The sequence below is a fragment of the Neobacillus drentensis genome (assembly GCF_036962765.1).
In the GTDB taxonomy this organism is placed as follows: domain Bacteria; phylum Bacillota; class Bacilli; order Bacillales; family Cytobacillaceae; genus Neobacillus; species Neobacillus drentensis_C.
This window is the reverse complement of sequence record NZ_JBALOS010000009.1, coordinates 27,777-48,069: the sequence shown is the minus strand read 5'-3', so window position 1 is coordinate 48,069 and position 20,293 is coordinate 27,777. Positions and strand designations below refer to the sequence as shown.

General features: G+C 38.0%; 22 protein-coding genes and 1 other annotated feature. Of the genes, 1 reads left to right on the top strand and 21 read right to left on the bottom strand.

Translation table 11 applies throughout. From position 1 onward, the window contains the following. Window positions 1–103 precede the first annotated feature (103 nt). From rpoD to rpsU, 21 genes are all read right to left on the bottom strand, one after another. On the bottom strand, window positions 104–1,234 hold the full coding sequence (gene rpoD / locus V7137_RS02345) for an RNA polymerase sigma factor RpoD (RefSeq protein WP_218349513.1): 1,131 nt from the start codon (window positions 1,232–1,234) through the stop codon (window positions 104–106). A gap of 43 nt (window positions 1,235–1,277) precedes the next feature. Continuing rightward, window positions 1,278–3,086 (bottom strand): DNA primase, encoded by a 1,809-nt coding sequence (gene dnaG / locus V7137_RS02340; protein ID WP_335696571.1) that lies wholly within the window; start codon window positions 3,084–3,086, stop codon window positions 1,278–1,280. 44 nt (window positions 3,087–3,130) lie between these two features. Beyond that, window positions 3,131–3,382 (bottom strand): DUF188 domain-containing protein, encoded by a 252-nt coding sequence (locus tag V7137_RS02335; protein WP_335696607.1) that lies wholly within the window; start codon window positions 3,380–3,382, stop codon window positions 3,131–3,133. 464 nt (window positions 3,383–3,846) lie between these two features. After that, complete coding sequence (locus V7137_RS02330; RefSeq protein WP_335696570.1) at window positions 3,847–4,656, bottom strand: pyruvate, water dikinase regulatory protein; 810 nt, start codon at window positions 4,654–4,656, stop codon at window positions 3,847–3,849. Between the two features lie 33 nt (window positions 4,657–4,689). Then, complete coding sequence (locus V7137_RS02325; protein WP_308128829.1) at window positions 4,690–5,310, bottom strand: helix-turn-helix transcriptional regulator; 621 nt, start codon at window positions 5,308–5,310, stop codon at window positions 4,690–4,692. 310 nt (window positions 5,311–5,620) lie between these two features. Continuing rightward, entirely contained in the window at window positions 5,621–7,003 is a 1,383-nt protein-coding gene (locus tag V7137_RS02320) for a glycine--tRNA ligase (RefSeq protein ID WP_335696569.1), read from the bottom strand. A 122-nt stretch (window positions 7,004–7,125) separates the two neighbouring features. Next, window positions 7,126–7,312: a binding site (T-box leader), on the bottom strand. Between the two features lie 198 nt (window positions 7,313–7,510). Continuing rightward, window positions 7,511–8,263, bottom strand: coding sequence for a DNA repair protein RecO (gene recO / locus V7137_RS02315; RefSeq protein WP_218349519.1), 753 nt, complete (start codon window positions 8,261–8,263; stop codon window positions 7,511–7,513). Window positions 8,264–8,297: 34 nt separating this feature from the next. After that, entirely contained in the window at window positions 8,298–8,441 is a 144-nt protein-coding gene (locus tag V7137_RS02310; RefSeq protein WP_066257674.1) for a YqzL family protein, read from the bottom strand. Between the two features lie 284 nt (window positions 8,442–8,725). Continuing rightward, window positions 8,726–9,649 carry a GTPase Era gene (era, locus tag V7137_RS02305; protein WP_335696568.1) on the bottom strand — a complete coding sequence of 308 codons (924 nt, stop codon included), beginning with the start codon at window positions 9,647–9,649 and terminating at the stop codon, window positions 8,726–8,728. Continuing rightward, window positions 9,639–10,040 (bottom strand): cytidine deaminase, encoded by a 402-nt coding sequence (locus V7137_RS02300; protein WP_335696567.1) that lies wholly within the window; start codon window positions 10,038–10,040, stop codon window positions 9,639–9,641. The genes era and V7137_RS02300 overlap by 11 nt, the downstream gene beginning before the upstream one ends. A gap of 202 nt (window positions 10,041–10,242) precedes the next feature. Then, window positions 10,243–10,623 (bottom strand): diacylglycerol kinase family protein, encoded by a 381-nt coding sequence (locus tag V7137_RS02295; RefSeq protein ID WP_335696606.1) that lies wholly within the window; start codon window positions 10,621–10,623, stop codon window positions 10,243–10,245. Continuing rightward, entirely contained in the window at window positions 10,607–11,077 is a 471-nt protein-coding gene (gene ybeY, locus V7137_RS02290; protein ID WP_335696566.1) for an rRNA maturation RNase YbeY, read from the bottom strand. The genes V7137_RS02295 and ybeY overlap by 17 nt, the downstream gene beginning before the upstream one ends. Continuing rightward, the gene (locus V7137_RS02285; RefSeq protein WP_335696565.1) at window positions 11,074–13,245 is read right to left on the bottom strand and encodes an HD family phosphohydrolase; all 2,172 of its coding nucleotides are present in this window, start codon (window positions 13,243–13,245) and stop codon (window positions 11,074–11,076) included. Before V7137_RS02285 ends, ybeY begins: the two co-directional genes overlap by 4 nt. A 361-nt stretch (window positions 13,246–13,606) precedes the next feature. After that, window positions 13,607–14,575: a PhoH family protein gene (locus V7137_RS02280; RefSeq protein WP_335696564.1), complete on the bottom strand. Its 969-nt coding sequence runs from the start codon at window positions 14,573–14,575 to the stop codon at window positions 13,607–13,609. Then, window positions 14,572–15,765, bottom strand: a complete 1,194-nt coding sequence (gene yqfD, locus V7137_RS02275) for a sporulation protein YqfD (RefSeq protein WP_335696563.1) — start codon at window positions 15,763–15,765, stop codon at window positions 14,572–14,574. Before yqfD ends, V7137_RS02280 begins: the two co-directional genes overlap by 4 nt. Next, window positions 15,762–16,064 (bottom strand): sporulation protein YqfC, encoded by a 303-nt coding sequence (gene yqfC / locus V7137_RS02270; RefSeq protein ID WP_218349527.1) that lies wholly within the window; start codon window positions 16,062–16,064, stop codon window positions 15,762–15,764. The genes yqfD and yqfC overlap by 4 nt, the downstream gene beginning before the upstream one ends. A gap of 82 nt (window positions 16,065–16,146) precedes the next feature. Then, complete coding sequence (locus V7137_RS02265) at window positions 16,147–16,596, bottom strand: hypothetical protein (protein ID WP_335696562.1); 450 nt, start codon at window positions 16,594–16,596, stop codon at window positions 16,147–16,149. 32 nt (window positions 16,597–16,628) lie between these two features. After that, entirely contained in the window at window positions 16,629–17,621 is a 993-nt protein-coding gene (gene floA / locus V7137_RS02260; RefSeq protein ID WP_335696561.1) for a flotillin-like protein FloA, read from the bottom strand. Between the two features lie 15 nt (window positions 17,622–17,636). Further along, a complete protein-coding gene (locus tag V7137_RS02255) occupies window positions 17,637–18,272 on the bottom strand; it encodes an NfeD family protein (protein ID WP_335696560.1) in 636 nt (211 codons plus the stop codon). A gap of 123 nt (window positions 18,273–18,395) precedes the next feature. Next, window positions 18,396–18,842 (bottom strand): GatB/YqeY domain-containing protein, encoded by a 447-nt coding sequence (locus V7137_RS02250; protein WP_335696559.1) that lies wholly within the window; start codon window positions 18,840–18,842, stop codon window positions 18,396–18,398. Between the two features lie 15 nt (window positions 18,843–18,857). Further along, complete coding sequence (gene rpsU / locus V7137_RS02245) at window positions 18,858–19,031, bottom strand: 30S ribosomal protein S21 (RefSeq protein WP_007087607.1); 174 nt, start codon at window positions 19,029–19,031, stop codon at window positions 18,858–18,860. A gap of 216 nt (window positions 19,032–19,247) precedes the next feature. Between rpsU and V7137_RS02240 the strand changes: the two genes are divergently transcribed. Beyond that, entirely contained in the window at window positions 19,248–20,189 is a 942-nt protein-coding gene (locus V7137_RS02240) for a Na/Pi symporter (protein WP_335696558.1), read from the top strand. Window positions 20,190–20,293: the final 104 nt, after the last annotated feature.

Here is a 20,293-nt window from a genome sequence, read left to right as displayed (position 1 = left end):
TGCTTACATTTCCAAATTGAAAATTACTTGGTTTGTCATATGATTAATCCAAAAAAAATAGCTTACTTCATGATATGAAGTAAACTATTTATTATTAGATATTTTATTCTAAGAAATCTTTTAAACGTTTACTGCGGCTAGGGTGGCGTAATTTCCGCAACGCTTTTGCTTCAATTTGTCGGATACGTTCACGTGTAACACCGAAGACTTTACCTACCTCTTCAAGTGTACGAGTTCGGCCATCATCCAGTCCAAAACGCAGGCGAAGGACATTTTCTTCCCTGTCAGTCAGTGTATCTAGTACATCTTCAAGCTGCTCTTTTAATAATTCATAAGCTGCATGTTCTGAAGGTGAGGTTGCATCTTGATCTTCAATAAAATCACCAAGATGGGAATCATCTTCTTCACCAATTGGAGTTTCAAGGGATACTGGTTCTTGGGCAATTTTTAAAATTTCCCTAACCTTATCAGGTGTTAGATCCATATCTTCACCAATTTCTTCTGGCGTTGGTTCACGGCCAAGATCCTGAAGTAACTGACGCTGAACACGAATTAGTTTATTAATGGTTTCAACCATATGCACTGGAATACGGATAGTCCTTGCTTGGTCAGCAATTGCACGTGTAATGGCTTGACGAATCCACCATGTTGCATAGGTACTAAACTTGAACCCTTTTTGATAATCGAATTTTTCAACGGCCTTAATTAATCCCATATTTCCTTCCTGGATAAGATCAAGGAATAACATGCCTCGGCCGACATACCGCTTGGCAATACTAACAACCAGCCTTAGGTTTGCCTCTGCAAGACGGCGTTTTGCTTCTTCGTCGCCCTGTTCAATGCGCAGCGCCAGTTTCTTTTCCTCGTCTGCGGAAAGCAGGTCAACCCGGCCAATTTCTTTTAGGTACATACGAACTGGATCATTAATCTTAACACCTGGAGGGACGCTAAGATCATTTAGATCAAATTCATCATCATCACCTTTTGCTAATTGCTTTGGATTTGGATCTTCCTCATCACTATCACCAACTAGTTCAATACCTTGATCACCAAGGAACTCAAAAAATTCTTCCATTTGGTGAGAATCTAAATCATAATTAGCTAATTTCTCAGCAATATCATCATAGGCAAGGACGCCGGTTTTTTTACCCAGTGCCGTTAACTGGTCTTTCACTTGTTCAAAAGTGAATTCATTTTCCACTTCTTTTGAACGGGCTGATTTTTCAGCAGCCATATGTCCCCCTCCTTCCAGAAATCAAAGACAGTAAAAATGGAATCTATAGAGATTTACGCAATTGAATGATTTCCATTGCAATTGCAGCAGCTTTAGGTAGATCACTCTGTCGCTCTGCTTCTTTTTGTTCCACTTCTTTTTCTTTTATCTTTAACAATTTTTGATAATTCAACACCTGTTTGATATAATCAGTTAATTCTTGATTGGTTAACTCATCGTTTATGGACATCATTTCAATGTTTGCAACCATTCTTCTGAGATTATCATCTTGAATATAGGACAAAAATGCACTTGAATCAGGTTGGAAATGATCTTCATAAAATGCTAATAGATAGGTTATTATTGCCTGATGTTCATCAATATTAAACGTATTTCCTTGCATTAAATCCTGTACTTTATACGCCACATCTCGATCCTTTAACATGTGAGCAATTAATCGTCTTTCTGCGGTGTAATGTGCAGGCTTAAGTTTATTATCTTGCTTTGGGATTAAAACAGGCTTATTAACATTTTGCTTATTCCCTGATGACTTTCTTTTATCTGCGAAGAATATCTCCTTCTGCTGCTGTTTTAAAGCATCCAATGAGAGCGAAAATTCAGCTGCTAACTGCCGCAAATAGTGATCCCTTTCAACGGCTTTATCCAACATGCTGATTTCCTTAATTATCACTTCGATATATGCAAGCCTATCTCCTTCAAGTTGCAGATTTTTACCTCTGCGAAAATAAAGAAATTTAAATGCCATCCATGTTAGACTTGCACCGATAACCTCGTTACGGAATTTTTCTGGGCCATTCTTTTTAATATATTCATCAGGGTCCATTCCATCAGGCATCATCGAAACCTTTACTTGAAAGCCGGCATTGGTAAGATGATTTCCTGCACGAAACGCTGCCTCAATTCCCGCCTTATCAGAATCGTAGCAAATCGTTACGGATTGGACACTTTGCCGTAAGAGGGCTATATGTTCATCTGTCAAGGAAGTCCCCATCGTGGCTATCCCATTTTCCACACCTGAGCGATCTGCGGAAATTACATCTGCAAATCCCTCAAATAAAACAGCATATTGCGATTTTTTTAAAATTGGCTTCGCATTATGGTAGTTGTATAAAATTTTACTTTTATTAAAGATTGGCGTTTCAGGGCTATTTAAGTATTTTGGCTCTTCGGCCCCCAGTGATCTCCCTGAAAAAGCAATCGTATTGCCGTTTCGGTCAAAAATCGGAAACATAATTCGATCTCTAAATCGATCGAAATAAGTCCCATCCCTTTCCCGTTTGATAATTAAACCGGCTTTCTCCATCCATTCTGGCGGGAAATCTCGTTTAGAAAGAAATTTAAAAACATAATCCCATGAATTTAAAGAATACCCAATTTGGAACTTATCAATGGATTCTCGGGTAAAGCCTCTGCTTAGCAGATACTCCAAAGCATGCTGACCTTCTTTTGTATTTACTAGCAAATGATGGTAAAATTTCTGTAATAGCTCATGGGCTCCTAAAAAAGCTTGGTGTTCTTCTGAAACCTTTTTCTCACCGTATCCGCTAGATACACGAATTTCAAGGTCAATATTTGCCTTCGCAGCTAGTTTAATGGCTGCTTCTTGGAATGAGATGCCTTCCAATTCCATTAAAAAAGAAAAAATATTACCGCCTGCGCCACAGCCAAAGCAATGGTAAATTTGTTTATCAATTGATACAGAAAATGATGGGGTACTTTCTCCATGGAATGGACATAATCCGAAGTAATTTCGCCCCTGTTTCTTCAGTTGAACATAATCGCTGATTACTTCGACAATATCAACAGCCTGACGAATTTGATTAATCTTTTCTTCGGCAATACGCTCTGCCATGAAAACAACTCCATTTGTACTATCAGGTATTCGGCAGGCACTCTTTAAATTCCTGCAAATTTCGACAAAATTTTTGTTAATTCTGTCTTAACTCTTCTTCGATCTTCGGGTTGAAAGGGTTTTGGCCCTTTTCCTAGCCTTTGAATTAAAAAAACATGAGTCCAGGGCAGTTGGTATTCCTTTTTCCTCAAAGAATATCCCCTTTGGTGATAAAACTTGAACATCTTAAGCAGTAAAGTGGATGCCAGTCCAATATCCTGCGTAATTGTTATATCCCCTTTCACCGCATGATTCATAATGAATAAATCGGCAGCTTCCTTCCCAGCGTCAACATATTTCCAGTTTGTCTGCATATGTAGAATTTTCTTCTTTCATATGATGATCGCAGGAGGCAGCAAAAAGTACACGGACACTATACTCCAATGCAATTTCGACAATCTCCGCTTTAACCGGACATGAATCTGCATCGACATATCTAGTCGGATTGCCTTTTACATAAGTATTAATTCTACATCACTCCGCATATTCCTTCTTTAACAATTAACTTTTGTAAAAGGGTTTATGTCGAATTCTTTTTAGGGGGTACCCTTGACATCTAACAATAAATAGTTTATTCGTTCATAAGCAAGTCTAAACCTAAAAAGATATATTTTTATCACAATTTTTTATTATAGTACATTTATTATCATTTTACCATAACTTTTTATCATTATTATTCCACTATCTATCAGAAGAAAACACATAATCAGATGATTATGTGCTACACTCTCCCTTTTTGAATATAATTTAAGATAACATTAGCCGTTTCTTCTACCGCTTTATTGGTAACATCAATAACCGGGCAATTTATTTTATTGACTATTTTTTCAAAAAAGATTAACTCTTCCTTTATCCTGTCAAGCGTTGCATAACTTGCCTTATCATTTAAACCTAATGAAATTAATCGTTCCCGCCTAATATTATTTAACTTTTCAGGACTTATTTTCAAACCAAAGCATTTCTCGCTTGGAACCCTATAAAGTTCTTCTGGAGGGTCCACTTCAGGTACCAGTGGAACATTGGCCACCTTTAATCGTTTATGAGCTAGATACTGCGAAAGTGGTGTCTTTGAAGTCCTGGATACCCCTATTAAAACAATATCTGCTTTTAATATTCCTCTCGGGTCACGACCATCATCATATTTTACAGCAAATTCGATTGCTTCCACTTTTTTGAAATAATCTTCGTCTAGTTTTCGAACAAGGCCTGGTTCACATAAAGGTGTTTTTCCACTAAACTGTTGAATCTGATCCATAATAGGACCTATTAGATCAACAGCAAGAATCCCTTCTTCTTCTGCTCTTCTCTTGATATATGTACGCATATCAGGTTTGACAAGTGTAAATGCAACCATTGCTTTATCCAATAAAACAAGTGAAAGAACCTCATCAATATGTTCCTTATCCTCAACATAAGGGAATCTTTTTAATGCCATTCCTGAGCCATTGAATTGACTTATTGCAGCTTTCGTAACTAATTCAGCCGTTTCCCCCACTGAATCGGATACAACATATATAATTGGCAAACTCATTCTCCCTCAACAACCCCTCTACTCGTAATCTTGTTACTCATTGCCTAATGCAACAAATGCTTTTGTAATGTTTGTTTTCGTTATTCTGCCGATTACCTCAAAACCATTTTCTGTTTTCCGAACCACTGGAAGGGCATCGATTTGTTTTTCAATTAATTTTTTAGCGATATCAATTAATAAATCTTCCCGTTCGCACATTGTGATATTAGGCATTCTAGTCATAATAATATTAACAGGAATGGTAGTCAGTTCTTGTTTACCTATACTTGCTCGGAGCAAATCTTTTCTAGATAATACTCCAACAAGAATGGTGTTTTGATCTACTACGAATAATGTACCCACATCCTCGAGGAACATTGTACAGATTGCATCATAGACGGAGATATTTTCATTCACAACAACAGGAATAGATTGATAATCTTTTACGTATATCTTTTGTAAATTTTCGGTTAAAAGCTGTGCCCCTGATTTCCCGGTATAAAAATACCCAACACGCGGTCTTGCATCCAAATAACCTGCCATCGTTAAAATAGCAAGATCCGGCCTCAATGTTGCCCTGGTCAAGCTTAATTGCTCTGCAATATGTTCCCCCGTAATTGGCCCATTTTCTTTGACAATTTGCAATATATGTTCTTGCCGTTTGGTCAGTTCGATTGTTCACACCACCTTTTTATTTACCATTTGGCTGTGTTATACCTGTATGTTGATTAACGCTCCAGGCGAGTGCGGTTTGCGGGCGGCACGGGCAGCCTCCTCAGCGCTTAGCGCCTGTGGGGTCTCCCCAGCACCGTACCCCCGCAGGAGTCACACCTTTCGCTCCAATCAACATGGCCAATCTAACAACAATAACCGTTAACACAGCCTACTATTTAGAAGGGATTTTGCCTTCAAAGGCTATACTTTATTAGGAATATTATATACTAAGGAATCTATTAAGAAAACTCGCCAACTGGCGAGTTTTCAATTAAAACATCATTTTTTCTTGTAAAAAGCTAACTAGTTCAACTATTGGGATCCGTTTTTGTTCCATTGTATCACGGTCTCGGACTGTAACCATATTGTCTTCTTTAGAGTCGAAGTCATAGGTGATACAGAACGGTGTACCAATTTCATCATGACGACGATAGCGTTTTCCAATTGAACCTGATTCGTCAAAATCCACCGAGAAATGTTTCGCTAATGACGCGAAAACTTCACGAGCTTCATCAGACAATTTCTTTGATAACGGAAGGACGGCTGCTTTAAACGGCGCTAATGCAGGGTGGAAATGCATGACTGTTCTTGATGTTCCATCCTCTAGCTGTTCTTCATCATAGGCATCAATTAAGAATGCTAACGTAACTCGATCTGCTCCTAAAGATGGTTCAATACAATAAGGGACATACTTTTCATTTGTTTCAGGATCAAGATAGTGGAAGTCCTCACCTGAATACTCCATATGCTGCTTCAAGTCATAATCCGTTCTGGATGCAACTCCCCATAGTTCACCCCAACCGAACGGAAACTTATACTCAAAATCAGTTGTCGCGTTACTGTAATGGGATAATTCATCTTCGGAGTGGTCACGAAGTCGTAAATTCTCTGTTGTTAGGCCTAATGACATTAACCATTCTTCAGCAAATTGCTTCCAATAGTCAAACCATTTCAGTTCCTCGCCAGGCTTACAGAAAAATTCAAGTTCCATTTGTTCAAATTCTCTTGTTCGGAACGTGAAATTCCCCGGGGTAATTTCATTTCGGAAACTTTTACCGATTTGAGCGATACCAAATGGCATTTTCTTTCTCATGGTCCGCTGTACATTTTTAAAATTCACAAAAATACCTTGTGCTGTTTCAGGGCGAAGGAAAATTTCATTTGTACTAGATTCTGTCACGCCTTGGAAAGTTTTGAACATTAAATTGAACTGACGAATTCCAGTAAAGTCATGGCTGCCACAATCTGGGCAGGCGATATTATGCTCTTTTACCAACTCTTCCATTTTTTCAAATGGTAAGCCATCAACAACCATTTCAATACCCTTTTCATCTAAAGCATTTTCGATTAATTTATCGGCACGATGACGGGCTTTACAATTTTTACAATCAATCATTGGATCATTAAAGTTACCAATATGTCCTGACGCTTCCCAAGTACGCGGATTCATCAAGATACTAGCATCTAGACCCACATTATAGGGGGACTCTTGGACGAATTTTTTCCACCATGCCTGCTTAATATTATTTTTGAATTCAACACCTAGCGGTCCATAATCCCAAGTATTGGCAAGCCCTCCGTAAATTTCTGAACCCGGAAAAATAAATCCTCTGTGTTTTGCATGTGAAACGATTTGTTCCATTGTTACACTCATTGAAATTGCTCCTTTATATAAAGTTTATTAAAAACAAGGCTTTGTTGAACTTGCCTGTTGATTTCCGCTCCAATCAACAGGGTGCCAAAAACAAAAAAACTCCCGTTCCTATGCTAGATTAGCATAGGGACGAGAGTTACCCGCGGTTCCACCCTATTTGCTGCTAAAAAAGCAGCCTCTTTTATTGTGTTATTTAACACAAAGATTGCTCAGGAACGCCTTTCTTAGTGCTCTATACCCTAGCTTTCACCACCCTAGGTTCGCTTTTATAGAGGGATACTAAGTACTCTTCTCCGTCACTGCAATTATTTAATTTAGACTATTTACACACAGTTCATCAATCATTATAACTAGATGCTTCATGGCAACTTTTCGTAAAAACATTTGCGAAAATCGCCTAAAAACTAGTAAATCACCCTTATTAAACTCCCTGAGTAACAAGTTTACTAAAAGAGCCTTTATTAAAGAAAATAATAACGAAAACTCCAAACATTGTCAACAAGAGGATCATAAGAGATTACGAAATTTATCCATAGAATTAAGAAACTTCTTGGATTTAAGATGCAAACCTGAATACTCTTCATAGTAGGCAGTAATAACCTTTTTAAGTTCCGCCTTCGTCTCTTCTTTAACAGAAATATTTCCTAACCTTGAAAGATCAAAATAATAAAATACCCTTAATAATTTTACCGCAGATGCTGATATTTTAAGATGATATGGATCTTTATCTAGACAACGATGACAAATAAACCCGCCTTCGCGAATCGAAAATGAAAAATGTCCGTCTGTGCTTCCGCAAACGGAACATTGATTTAAGATCGGGTTTAAACCCATCACATTTAACATTTTCATCTCATAAATATTCATGAGAATATCAGGGTCATATCCTTCATTCAAAAAATTTAATGTTTGAAAAAGTAATTCAAAATGAAAAGGATTTGGTTTTTTTTCTTCCGTACATTTATCGGTTAATTCGACAATATAACTAGCATATGCCGTTAAAAAAATGTCTTCACCAATCGATCGCAAGGAAGATGCTGTTTCTCCCTGCTGCAAGCTCCCTAAGCCAGATCCTCTTGCAATTAAAAAATAACCATGAGTAAAAAGCTGTGTAATGGAGGAAAGGCGGCTATTAGGCTTTTTGGCACCACGAGCCATTACTCCAACCTTTCCCCATTCCCTAGTATATAAAGTCACAATTTTATTAGTTTCACCATAATCTGTTGTTCTAATAACGATGCCTTCACACTTCTGAAGCATTATTGTCACCTTCTAAAGTAGCACGAAGACAAACTTATGAAACGGGAAAATCGATTTGTGCTAGCTCATCATTCAGATTTCCGGGTATTTCTTGGTTTTCCTTCTCTAATTCTTTAATGAGAAGATATGTGTCAATATTACCTGTTTGGAGGAATACTTTCCACGTAAAATCCATCATCGAAAACCCCACCTTTCATATTTAGACTAGCTGTCATTCGGTCCCAAACCTTACAATTATCATAGCCTGCCAGCGCAAAAATCATAAGTCAAAATATTTGTTAATGTTGTCCATGCATAATTTAAAATAAACGGTAATATTTTAGTTAGGGTTAAAAGAAAAGCGGAAGCGCCTTAGTCAGCCCCGACAAGCATAAGACGCACCCTGCAAGAGGGCGCTTTTGCCTTCTTCAAGGAGTGGCTTAGACCATAGAGGGGCTGGGTGCTGTAGCAAGCCAATTTTAATCAATATTCATCTTCATTGAAACCATAATCTCGAAGCTGGGACATCTTGTTGCGCCAATCTTTTTGCACTTTTACCCATAACTCTAAGTACACTTTTGATCCCAATAGATTCTCAATATCTGCTCGTGCACGCTTACCGATTTCTTTTAACATGCTGCCTTGCTTGCCAATAATGATTCCTTTTTGTGAATCACGTTCAACAATTACTGTTGCCATGACATCAATCATATCTTTCCCCTCACGACGTTCCATTTTATCTAGAACGACAGCTAAAGAATGGGGAATTTCTTCTCGGGTTAAGTGAAGAGCTTTTTCCCTTATTAATTCGGTAATAATAAAGCGTTCCGGATGATCTGTTACTTGGTCTGCAGGATAGTATTGCGGGCCCTCTGGCAAGAAAGACTTAATCTGTTCAAGCAATCGTTCCACATTATTTCCTTCTAGTGCTGAAATTGGCACAATTTCTTTAAACGGATATTTTTCTTGATATGATTCAATAATTGGCAATAACTTGTCAGGATGGACTTGATCAATTTTATTAATGACAAGAAAGATTGGTGTATTTACTGTTTGAAATTTTTCAAGAATAAATTCTTCGCCACGGCCAAATCCTTCTTCTGCATTTACCATAAATAAGATTAAATCTACCTCTTTTAGTGTATTCACTGCAACCTTCATCATAAAATCGCCAAGTTTATGTTTTGGTTTATGAATACCTGGTGTATCAATAAAAATCATCTGGGCATCATCTACAGTTAACACGCCTTGGATTTTATTACGAGTGGTTTGCGCCTTATCACTCATAATCGCAATTTTTTGGCCAATTACGCGATTCAGATATGTGGATTTCCCTACATTTGGCCGGCCAATAATTGAAATAAAACCTGACTTATAACCTTTGTTTGAGTTCTCATTATTTAACATGAAGATCCTCCGGTGTAAAAGCTCCAGGCAATAAATCTTCAACAGTTAATTCTAAAATATCCCCTTTTAAATTTGTAAGAATAACCGTCATATCTTTGGAGCATAATTCTGAAATTACTTGCCTGCAAGCACCACATGGGGAGCAAGGGCGGTCTGTATCTGCAACTACTGCAAGCATTTTAAAATCCTTATCTCCCTCTGAATAGGCTTTAAATAAGGCAGTACGCTCTGCACAGTTACACATACTATATGCAGCATTTTCTATATTACAGCCATGATATACTTTTCCATCCTTTGTTAATAATGCAGCTCCTACTCCGAACTTGGAGTATGGAGCATAGGCTTTTTCTCTTGCCCTTTTGGCTTCTTCAATTAGGTGTTCGATGTTCACTAGTGTTCTTCCCTTCAAGCAGGAATCTGCTGTTTCTTTATTTTACCTCAAAATTCATTGAAAATCATTACCCAAAGTCAAAAAAAATCAAAAAGTTAGAATTTTCTCATAAATCAACCTGTCCTCATTTTTGGGTTGATAAGTCATTTTACCTAATTCGCAATTCCATTTCAAATTACGGTCAAAGCACATATACACTGCCTTAAAAAAGCTCTAGAACATAGGGTAAAAAAACAACGATCCCAATGATGACTGCAAGAATGGCATAAATAAATACGGCCCCTGCAGCCAAATCTTTTGCCTGTTTTGCATAAGGATGATACTCTCCTGTAACGAGATCCACAACTTGTTCAATCGCTGTATTGACCATTTCCAACGCAAACATTCCCCCTATAGCAAAGAGGATAAATAACCACTCCATTTTAGTGATTGAAAAATAATACGAGATAAGTAAAACAACAATCGAGCTATAGAAATGGAAGCGCATATTTTTCTCGGACTTTAGGGCAGTGGAGATCCCCGCGATGGCATAGGAAAATGACGTTAAAAACCCTAAACGTGACTGTTTATCGTTTAAGTCCATATTCAACTAAAATTTCTTTCTGTAGTGTAAACATTTCTTTCTCTTCTTTTTCTGTCATATGATCAAAACCGAGAAGATGCAAGAATCCATGTACAGCCAGAAAACCTAGTTCTCGTAAAAAAGAATGGCCATATTCTTCAGCCTGCTCCATCGCTTTAGGTACAGAGATAATAATATCACCCAGAACACGCGGCATATCAGCGCCTACTAGTTCCACTTCACCTTCCCCCAGTTCTTCCATAGCAAACGAAATAACATCGGTTGGCTTGTCTTTATCACGGTATTCTCGGTTAATCTCCTGTATTCTTTCATTTGAAACAAATGTGACCGACACTTCACTATGCTGTTCCACATTCTGTTTCTTCGCAGCAAAGTTAATGATTCTTTCGATTTCAAGCATTTGTTCTTCTGTAAGTTGTTCGGTTTCGTCGATACAATCGATTAGTAATGTCATGCTTGCTTCACCTTCTTTATCATTTCTGGATACTCAATTCTCGAGTGAAAAATCCCTTTTAAGGTTTCACATAAAGCTTCCGATACAGTTTCAATTTCTCTCATGGTGAGATCACATTCGTTTAATTGTCCATCTTGAAGACGATCTGAAACAATTTTCTTGACCAGCGATTCAATTAACTCAGGGGTCGGCTGGGATAGTGAGCGAACAGCTGCTTCCACACTATCTGCAATTCCAACAACGGCTGACTCTTTTGTTTTCGCCTTGGGTCCAGGGTAACGATAGTCTTCTTCCTTAACTTCACTATCAGCTTGAACAGCTTTGTGATAAAAGAATTTTAACAATGTAGTACCGTGATGCTGTTCTGCGATTTCGATAATTTCTTTCGGCATATGGTATTTTTTTAAAATTGCCGCACCATCTGTGACATGAGCTATAATAATATTCGCACTTTTATCAGGCGGGAGGCGATCATGAGGATTCTCAAGATGCATTTGGTTTTCAATATAAAAGTTAGGACGTTTCGTTTTTCCGATATCATGATAATAGCTTCCTACTCTGGCTAAAAGCCCATTAGCCCCGATAGCTTCACAAGCTGATTCCGCTAAATTTGCGACCATTACACTATGGTGATATGTACCTGGTGCCTCCATTAAAATCTTTCTAAGCAATGGATGATTTGGATTAGAAAGTTCTATTAGCTTCATGGTTGACAAAATCCCAAAACTTGCCTCAAAAAATGGCAGGAGTCCAATCGTTAATACAGCTGAACCGATCCCTGAAACAAGTGCTGTAATGAGATAATATCCATACTCAATTCCAGAGAAGTGTCCATTTGGTAAATACATTAAGGCTAATATCGTCAGTAGATTTACCAGAGCCGCAAAGGTGCCCGCTTGCAATATCTTCGAACGGCGATTTTGATTACTTAAGAATAGGATACCCGCTAATGAACTGAACAGAATATAAATGCCCTCTGAAAAATTTAAAGTCCCTGTAACACCTTCATTAAATAAGATGCTGCCGCAAACCGCCATGATTATTGACATTAGCGTTGCAAGTTTTTCATCAATTAATATCTTTATTAGCATCCCACCTAAAGCAGCAGGGTATAGATAGCCAATTCCTGCATAATTAAAAATTTGCAGCATACTGATGATTTTCATAATTAGGATCGTTAGAATGAAAATGATCCCAAACAACAACAAGTCTGTCTGCCTTTTTTCTGGGAGCAATTTTATATGAGAAAAATAAAAATAGATAGCTGATAGAATGATCGTTACTAGCACAATTAATCCAATAAAAGGTTTGAACGGTCTCTCAGTATCTAGGAGGCCGACTAACTTTAATTGTCGATAAATATCCTGGTTAATTAATTCGCCCTCTTCGACAATGATTTGCCCCTGTAGGATTTTGGCTGGCTCCACACTTTCTACAGCTTGCTGTCGTAGTTCCTCCGTTGCATTCGGGTCATAAAATTCATTTTGAATAATAGCATACCTGCCTAATTCAATGACACCATTTCTTAAATTATCATTTAAAGTCGTATATTTTAATTCTTCCTCTACCCGTTTTTTGGCATTCTCCACTTCATCTGCAGAAATTCGTTGTGCCATTACATTATTGATGGCCGTAACGGTTAAATCCTTTGCAATCGACAATTCATCATTACTGGCTTGTACTAAAGCAACGAAAACCTGTTCAGAAAGTGCCTTGGATACATTTGGTGTTAATTTTGCTTTTAAACGACTAATTTTTTCTGAATCACTCGGCTCCGTTTTTGCAGGATTTTCATCGGTAACTAGCTCAGCATGCTTTTTAATTTCTTCTTCGATTTCATCATTCATTTCAACAGTTGCTTGAAAAATAGAGCTAATTAAATCCACTCGATTTTGGGTGTACTCTTTTTTTAATGTATAGACGTCCTGTACCTGGTCGAGAGCGTCCTTACGCTTATTTTCTGTACTTTTCTTATCTTCGACTGTCCCTGGTGATCGAATGGTTTTTTCTGCAACGGAAAACAGACTTAAATCTAATTTCTCAGGTTTCACATTACTATACATCGCAGCAATTAACACAGTACCTAACACAATAAAAAATAGAACTAGAAAAAAAGATATATCCAGCAGTTTACGTATCCGTATGAAGTATTGCTGAAGTTTACCCAACTATATCCCTCCAAGCACTGCCCTTCTAAAAAAGATTCATATTGAACATAACTCATTTCTCAAAAATTGTCATATTTTCACTGTTCTTGCTTCATGTAAAATGATAACAGTTTTTCGAAGAAGTTTCATCTTCTTTAGGAGAAGATTTGTGTGAAGCACCTACATTAGCAAAGGCTCGTTTCGTAAACTTTGTTGCTTTAGAAGCTTAATAAGGGTCATTTATTAAGTTTCTAGGCAATTTTCGCAATTGTTCTTACGAAAAGATGCCACGAANNNNTGAACTTATACGAAAAAAAACAATCTATGCGAAAATAGCCTTAGCAAAAAAGAGGTAAACCTTTAAATAGGTCTACCCCTCTTGTTATGGTTGAATGGTTTTCTTTTCATAAGCCTCAATAATTCTGCCAACGAGTGGATGACGAACCACATCTGTTTGTTCTAAAAAGATAAAAGAAATACCGTTGACATTTTTTAAAATCGCATCTGCTGCAACCAATCCCGATTTTGCTCCTTTTGGCAAATCAATTTGTGTCTGATCACCCGTTATAACCATTTTGGAACCGAAGCCAAGTCTCGTTAAAAACATTTTCATTTGTGCATGTGTTGTATTTTGCGCCTCATCAAGTATGACAAAAGCATCATCCAATGTCCGTCCCCTCATGTAGGCAAGAGGGGCAATTTCAATTGTCCCTCGTTCCATTAACCGTTGTGTATGCTCTGCCCCTAATACATCATGGAGAGCATCGTATAATGGCCGTAAATATGGATCCACTTTTTCCTTTAAGTCCCCTGGTAAAAACCCAAGACTTTCCCCCGCCTCCACAGCTGGTCTCGTTAAGATTATTTTATTCACCTGGCCATTTTTGAGAGCATTAACAGCCATCACAACTGCTAAATAGGTTTTACCTGTTCCTGCTGGACCTATCCCAAATACAAGGTCAGTTTTCTTTATTGCCATGACATATTGTCTTTGACCTAGTGTCTTTATTCGAATAGTCTTTCCTTTAACATTTTTGCCGATTTCTTCTTCATATAAATTGACGAAATATTCTAATGTCCCAGCATTCGCCATTTGGACGGCATATAGGACATCTCTTTGGCTGATATTTATCCCTTTACGGATCACCATCATTAATTTATTCAGGATCTGACTTGCCAGGAATACTTTTTCTTCATCCCCTGACAAACTAACAGCCTCACCACGAGTAATAACAGTGACACCTAGCTCCTGCTCAATAATTTTTAAATTGGAATCAGAATTGCCTAGCAAACTAATTGCTTCTGCTGGATTTTCAAGCTGTACACTTATGGTAGTTAACTTTTCTGTCATTCACTAGTCTCCTTGGAAATCGGTTGTCCGACCGCAATATTTTCAATTACCTTAAAATGAATATCCAGTATAACTTTACCATCTTTATTTGCTTTGTGTAAAATTTTTTCATCCTTAATGATAGCATCTTCATCTAAACGGCCATTTATTTGTTTTTTTGCAAGTTCTATCGCAATTTGTTGTGCCTCCTGAATCGTATAGGTTCGCTTCACATCTTCCCGTTCGCGGAGGGTCTTATTGAGATAAGAAATTGGCAATTCCCACTTCAAGAAATGAACCTTATGAACATTCGTTTCTGTTTCATAGTTACTGAATTCAGGCTTTCCAAATCCCCAAACAGGGATTTCAAGATTACCGATAACAATAAAATGCTTTTCCTTTTCTTTGCCGTTATAAACTTTAAAGTTGGTTACTAACGGAAGTTCTACGTGACTTTTATACCACGTTTCTCCCCATACTTCCCCCTTAGCGGCAACCAATTCCGGATTTTCTTCTTGACCAAATGCACCTGAGACAAGGAGCTGCCCCGCTTCGACGTGATCATTAATATCCACCATTTTTTGACCATTTTCTATATACATATTCACAATTACCGCTTTCTTTTTGGCAATCAGATTCCTCGGTGATAATTTCTCCGGCTTTTTGGGCTCATTTTTTTCGACTACTTGGAGGTGGAAGGTTGTCCCTTTTAACTCCACACCAACCCATGTTAAGTCTCCAACATTATTAGTCAACCGCCGTTGAATCCCTTCCACATTATCAACAAAAAACTGCAGCTTTCCTATTTTTACACCCATCTTGTCCAATTCTTTACGTATCTGGTACTCAGTCGCTGGTTTTGCCCCTTTTATTTCTATCCCCCAGATAACATTGGATAGAAACATTAATAGTAACAAGAAAAGGCCGGCCCCCGCTAAAAAGCCGCTATTTTTTAGCATTCTTCGAATTAAAAAAGGCCCTCCGTTCCTTCGTAAAAAGGATATGGAACATCCACTTTTTCTTGCATAATGCCGGATACTCTTGGCATCTTTAAGCCTCATATTAAATGTGATCGTCTCGGTGCCATGACGTTTAATATTCCAGATTGGAAAATCATTTCTTGTAAGAACATTAATAAATCGTTCAGTCCCCTTGCCTGATACTTTAACGGTAACTCTGCCATAAAAAAATTCGATCCACTGGTTATTCATTCTGTTCCTCCCGGATTATCATTTATATAAATGACCTGATCAATTTTCCCTTCAAGCAAAATTTCTTCAGGTAAAATGGCTTTAATGACAAATGATTTCCCTTTTATCAATAACTGCCCTTGCTTTAATAGCAAGCGGAGTTCTTTATCTGTAAACACCAGCAGACCGCGATGGTTCTCGATATAGACATGAATTTGCCCTATCATCGTTATCCGAGGTAAATCCATCATGACATCTTGAGGAAGATCCATTTTTTCAGCCATCCAGTTACGGACTCGTTGGCCCCATTTTTTCGCCATAAAAAAAGAACCCCCTTTCATCTCATATTTATGAAATGAAAGGGGGTTCTAGCACACCTTTTTCGTTAACTAGGTTGATTTATCACTTAGTGTTTCTTGGACGATACGGCTTTTTGGACCGCGGCTCTCCAAGAATTTCAGACCAAATTAGACCATTAAGGAGCATCTTTTCATCTGGATTAAAAGAGAAATGGTTTTCATCCTCCTGAACTTCCTTAACTCTTATATTATCGGTCTTTTGCTGAGCCATTGTAATTCCGTTTCGATTAACTTCAAATTGTTGCTTCAACTGCACGTATTCCTGTTCAATATGATCTAGATTGTTTCGAATTACGTCTGTTTTGCGCTCCGGTTTAATCTGGCTGGACTTTTTATCTTCAACATAAGAGAGTTGTTTTTTTACCTGTGTTCGAATGTTTTCAAAAGTTGCCTTAGTAAAAGGCTTACCTTTAGGTTTACCTTGCTTATTTTTCGACTTACCAAAAAACACGGAAATAATTCCAATTACAATCATAACAAGTAAACTTTCCAATAATCATCACTCCTTTCCTATCCAAAAGTGGATTATTGTCCGTCTTTTTTGTCCCCTGATAGCTTCCCGATAGAACCCCTCATTTCAGTGTCTGCTGAAATATTTTTATAGTTCATATAATCCATTACGCCGATATTCCCCGATTTAAGTGCTTGAGCCATTGCTAGCGGAACTTCTGCCTCAGATTCAACAACCTTAGCTCTCATCTCTTGAACTTTGGCCTTCATTTCTTGTTCGAGAGCCACTGCCATGGCCCGCCGCTCTTCTGCTTTCGCTTGAGCAATTTTCTTGTCTGCCTCTGCTTGCTCTGTTTGTAGTTCAGCACCAATATTTTTACCGATATCTACATCTGCAATATCGATGGAGAGGATTTCAAAGGCCGTTCCCGCATCTAATCCTTTTGAGAGGACAGTTTGGGAAATTAGATCAGGATTCTCCAGCACCTTGCTATGACTATCTGACGAACCGATTGTGGAGACAACACCTTCCCCGACACGAGCCACGACCGTTTCTTCCCCTGCACCGCCAACTAGTCGCTCAATGTTTGCACGTACCGTTATTCTTGCTTTTGCCTTTACTTCAATCCCATTCATTGCAACACCTGCGATAAATGGTGTCTCAATTACCTTCGGGTTTACACTCATCTGCACTGCTTCTAATACATCACGACCAGCTAAATCGATAGCAGCACAACGTTCAAAGGATAATTCAATATTCGCGCGGTGTGCTGCAATGAGAGCATTGACTACTCTATCAACATTACCGCCGGCAAGATAATGACTTTCCAGTTGATTAGTTGTTACATTTAAACCAGCTTTATGGGCTTTTATGAGGGGATTAACGACCCTGCTTGGTGTTACCCTTCTAAGCCTCATCCCAACTAATGTAAAGATACTAATACGGACCCCTGCTGCCAGCGCTGAAATCCAAAGCATAACCGGTACAAATGATAATAAAATCCCCAATAATATTAAGGCAACTACTACAACGGCAATAATAAAAATAGTTCCGTTACCTGCTAACATATATGAACCCCCTTCTTAATCTAACTCTCTTACCACAATGCGTGCTCCCTCGACTTTGATCACTTTAACGAGAGCGTTCTGTTCGATAAAACCGCCTTCACTGACTACATCAACTCGTTCATTATTAATGATAACGGTTCCAGCAGGCCGCAATATCGTTAGGGCCTTCCCTTCCATTCCCAACAAATCTGTTCGATTAATATTGGAAACATATCCATCTTCTTTTTTCGCTGATTCAAACAACACCATTTTATTAAATAGGACCAATTTTTTGTTAAAAATCTTCACCATTGTAAAGAAAACTAGGACAGACAAGAAAATGGCTATTAAGATTGACACGCCGATTTGGATGGCATCTTCCCCGGCTAAAAAAAGGCTCAAAATTAATGCGATTGCACCCAGTGTGCCGGAGACAGCCCCAGGTAAAAATAACTCAAGGAACAGCAGGATCAATCCTGCCACAAATAATAGTAATGTCCCATAGCCTGCAAGACCTGCCTGAAAATGACCGTAAAAGAAAAAAATAAGCGCCATCACACCGATAAACCCTGCTACACCGAATTTTGATGAAAAAAGCTCCAGTACGATACCGATTCCTGCAATCGATAATAAAATGGTTACAACAATCGGGTCAGTAAGAAATTCCGTCATTCGAGAGCCCCCTTTCTTTCTTTAGTCTCGACTATTATTATTACGTATGAAGTTTCATTAAGTTTCATTATAAAAATATAAAAAGACTGCAAGCCAAAGGCTTGCAGTCTTTATGTCAGAATACTATGAAAGGTGTTGTTGTACAAGTTTATTTACAAGTGCCCCATCTGCTTTACCCTTTACTTTAGGCATAATGGCAGACATCACTTTTCCCATTTCTGCTTTTGATTTTGCGCCGACTTCAGAAATCGTTTCTTTAACGACCTCTGCCAGTTCCTCTTCAGAAAGCTGTTTTGGCATATATAATTCAACGATAGCCAATTCCGTGCGCAACTTATCAACTAGGTCATCACGACCAGCTTTACCAAATTCATGGAGGGAGTCTTTGCGTTGTTTTACTTCGCGAGAAAGGACTGTTAACTCAACATCATCGGTAAGCTCTTTAGTGCCGAGCTTAATAGCTTCATTTTGCAATGAAGCTTTAACCATCCGAATGACTGAGAGTTTGTCTTTTTCCTTGTTTCTCATCGCTTGTTTCATATCATCATTTAAACGCTCGAGAAGACTCATGTATTACACCCTCTCTTAAAACTTACGTTTTCTAGCTGCTTCAGACTTTTTCTTACGTTTTACACTTGGCTTTTCATAGAATTCGCGCTTTCTTGCCTCTTGCAAAGTACCAGTTTTTGATACTGTACGTTTGAAGCGACGAAGAGCATCTTCAAGCGATTCGTTTTTACGAACGACGGTTTTAGACATTCTCTTTCCCTCCCTCCGAAACACAACACACTAACATTCAATCCATGTACCTTGCAATTATAATATAACCTTGATACAAGGTCAACTGAAATTCGTGGTGATAAAACAAGCTTTTTATTTTTTTATTCAAATAAATGAATACTTGTTTTTATTTCCCTTAAAAACTGGCATGTCCCTCTTAGTACAACCATACAATGAACCGAGGGGGGCCATATAATGCTATACATATTATTATTTGTTCTTTGCATTTTATTATTTATTTTTGGGATGACCATTATGCGATTTGCACTGTTTAATTTATCGGCTAACAAATTAAAGGGTTGGCTGATTAAACTTACAAGTACTCCCTTAAAAGGGATGCTAACAGGGACATTTATTACTGCTCTTTTACAAAGCAGTACCGCGGTAATGGTGATTACTATCGGCTTAATTTCAGCAAGAATTATGACATTCCCCCAGTCAATTGGGATCATTCTTGGTACAAATATTGGTACAACCTTTAAAACAGAATTAATTACGTTTAATATTGATAAAGTCCTCGTTCCTCTCGCCATTTGTGGAGCACTGCTTATTTTATTAAAAAATAAAAAAGCGAGAAGTATCGGGATGCTGCTATTTGGAATATCCTCAGTTTTCGCAGCTATGAAAGGCTTCGAGATGCTGGCTGTCCCATTAACATCAATGGACTATATTAATAATTTCATCCTTTCCATTAATGATCATATTCTTTTAAGCCTGTTAACCGGCACAATTATAACAGCTATTATTCAATCAAGTACTGCAATGACTGGCATTGCAATGAGTTTTTTATTAACTGGACTCTTGCAGCTAGATGCGGGTATAGCTATTGTCCTTGGTGCGAATATTGGTACATGTATTACCGCTCTTATCGCTTCTATTGGCGGGGGGAAGGAATCGAGATTAGCTGCATTTGCGCATGTTTGGCTCAATGTATTCGGGGTCTTGCTTTTTATCCCACTAATCCCAACACTTACTGAAAATGCTCCACTTCTTGCCGATACAAAAAATGTACAACTTGCACATATCAGTGTCATTTTTAATGTAGTTACATCGATCATTGTCTTACCTTTTGCAACGAGATTTGGAAAGATGATTTTATTTTTACATGATAGAAAACCCAAAAGACCAATAACATGATAAAGATTTTATAAATGCTGTCTTTTTTGGTTGTTATAAATAAGGATTATGTAGTCATGGGCACTCTGTACATCTCATAGTGCCCGCTCTATGCATTTTTTCTT

Excerpts from the sequence above, each read along its gene's own strand:
- V7137_RS02280 (WP_335696564.1), bottom strand. The coding sequence starts at position 14,575 with ATGACAGAAAAGTTAACTACCATAAGTGTACAGCTTGAAAATCCAGCA.
- era (WP_335696568.1), bottom strand. The coding sequence starts at position 9,649 with ATGTTAAATAATGAGAACTCAAACAAAGGTTATAAGTCAGGTTTTATT.
- V7137_RS02330 (WP_335696570.1), bottom strand. The coding sequence starts at position 4,656 with ATGAGTTTGCCAATTATATATGTTGTATCCGATTCAGTGGGGGAAACG.
- V7137_RS02255 (WP_335696560.1), bottom strand. The coding sequence starts at position 18,272 with ATGACGGAATTTCTTACTGACCCGATTGTTGTAACCATTTTATTATCG.
- V7137_RS02310 (WP_066257674.1), bottom strand. The coding sequence starts at position 8,441 with ATGATGGATTTTACGTGGAAAGTATTCCTCCAAACAGGTAATATTGAC.
- rpoD (WP_218349513.1), bottom strand. The coding sequence starts at position 1,234 with ATGGCTGCTGAAAAATCAGCCCGTTCAAAAGAAGTGGAAAATGAATTC.
- yqfD (WP_335696563.1), bottom strand. The coding sequence starts at position 15,765 with ATGAATAACCAGTGGATCGAATTTTTTTATGGCAGAGTTACCGTTAAA.
- recO (WP_218349519.1), bottom strand. The coding sequence starts at position 8,263 with ATGCTTCAGAAGTGTGAAGGCATCGTTATTAGAACAACAGATTATGGT.
- V7137_RS02240 (WP_335696558.1), top strand. The coding sequence starts at position 19,248 with ATGCTATACATATTATTATTTGTTCTTTGCATTTTATTATTTATTTTT.
- yqfC (WP_218349527.1), bottom strand. The coding sequence starts at position 16,064 with ATGGCGAAAAAATGGGGCCAACGAGTCCGTAACTGGATGGCTGAAAAA.
- V7137_RS02335 (WP_335696607.1), bottom strand. The coding sequence starts at position 3,382 with ATGAATCATGCGGTGAAAGGGGATATAACAATTACGCAGGATATTGGA.
- V7137_RS02295 (WP_335696606.1), bottom strand. The coding sequence starts at position 10,623 with ATGGACTTAAACGATAAACAGTCACGTTTAGGGTTTTTAACGTCATTT.
- floA (WP_335696561.1), bottom strand. The coding sequence starts at position 17,621 with ATGTTAGCAGGTAACGGAACTATTTTTATTATTGCCGTTGTAGTAGTT.
- rpsU (WP_007087607.1), bottom strand. The coding sequence starts at position 19,031 with ATGTCTAAAACCGTCGTTCGTAAAAACGAATCGCTTGAAGATGCTCTT.
- dnaG (WP_335696571.1), bottom strand. The coding sequence starts at position 3,086 with ATGGCAGAGCGTATTGCCGAAGAAAAGATTAATCAAATTCGTCAGGCT.
- V7137_RS02250 (WP_335696559.1), bottom strand. The coding sequence starts at position 18,842 with ATGAGTCTTCTCGAGCGTTTAAATGATGATATGAAACAAGCGATGAGA.
- ybeY (WP_335696566.1), bottom strand. The coding sequence starts at position 11,077 with ATGACATTACTAATCGATTGTATCGACGAAACCGAACAACTTACAGAA.
- V7137_RS02320 (WP_335696569.1), bottom strand. The coding sequence starts at position 7,003 with ATGAGTGTAACAATGGAACAAATCGTTTCACATGCAAAACACAGAGGA.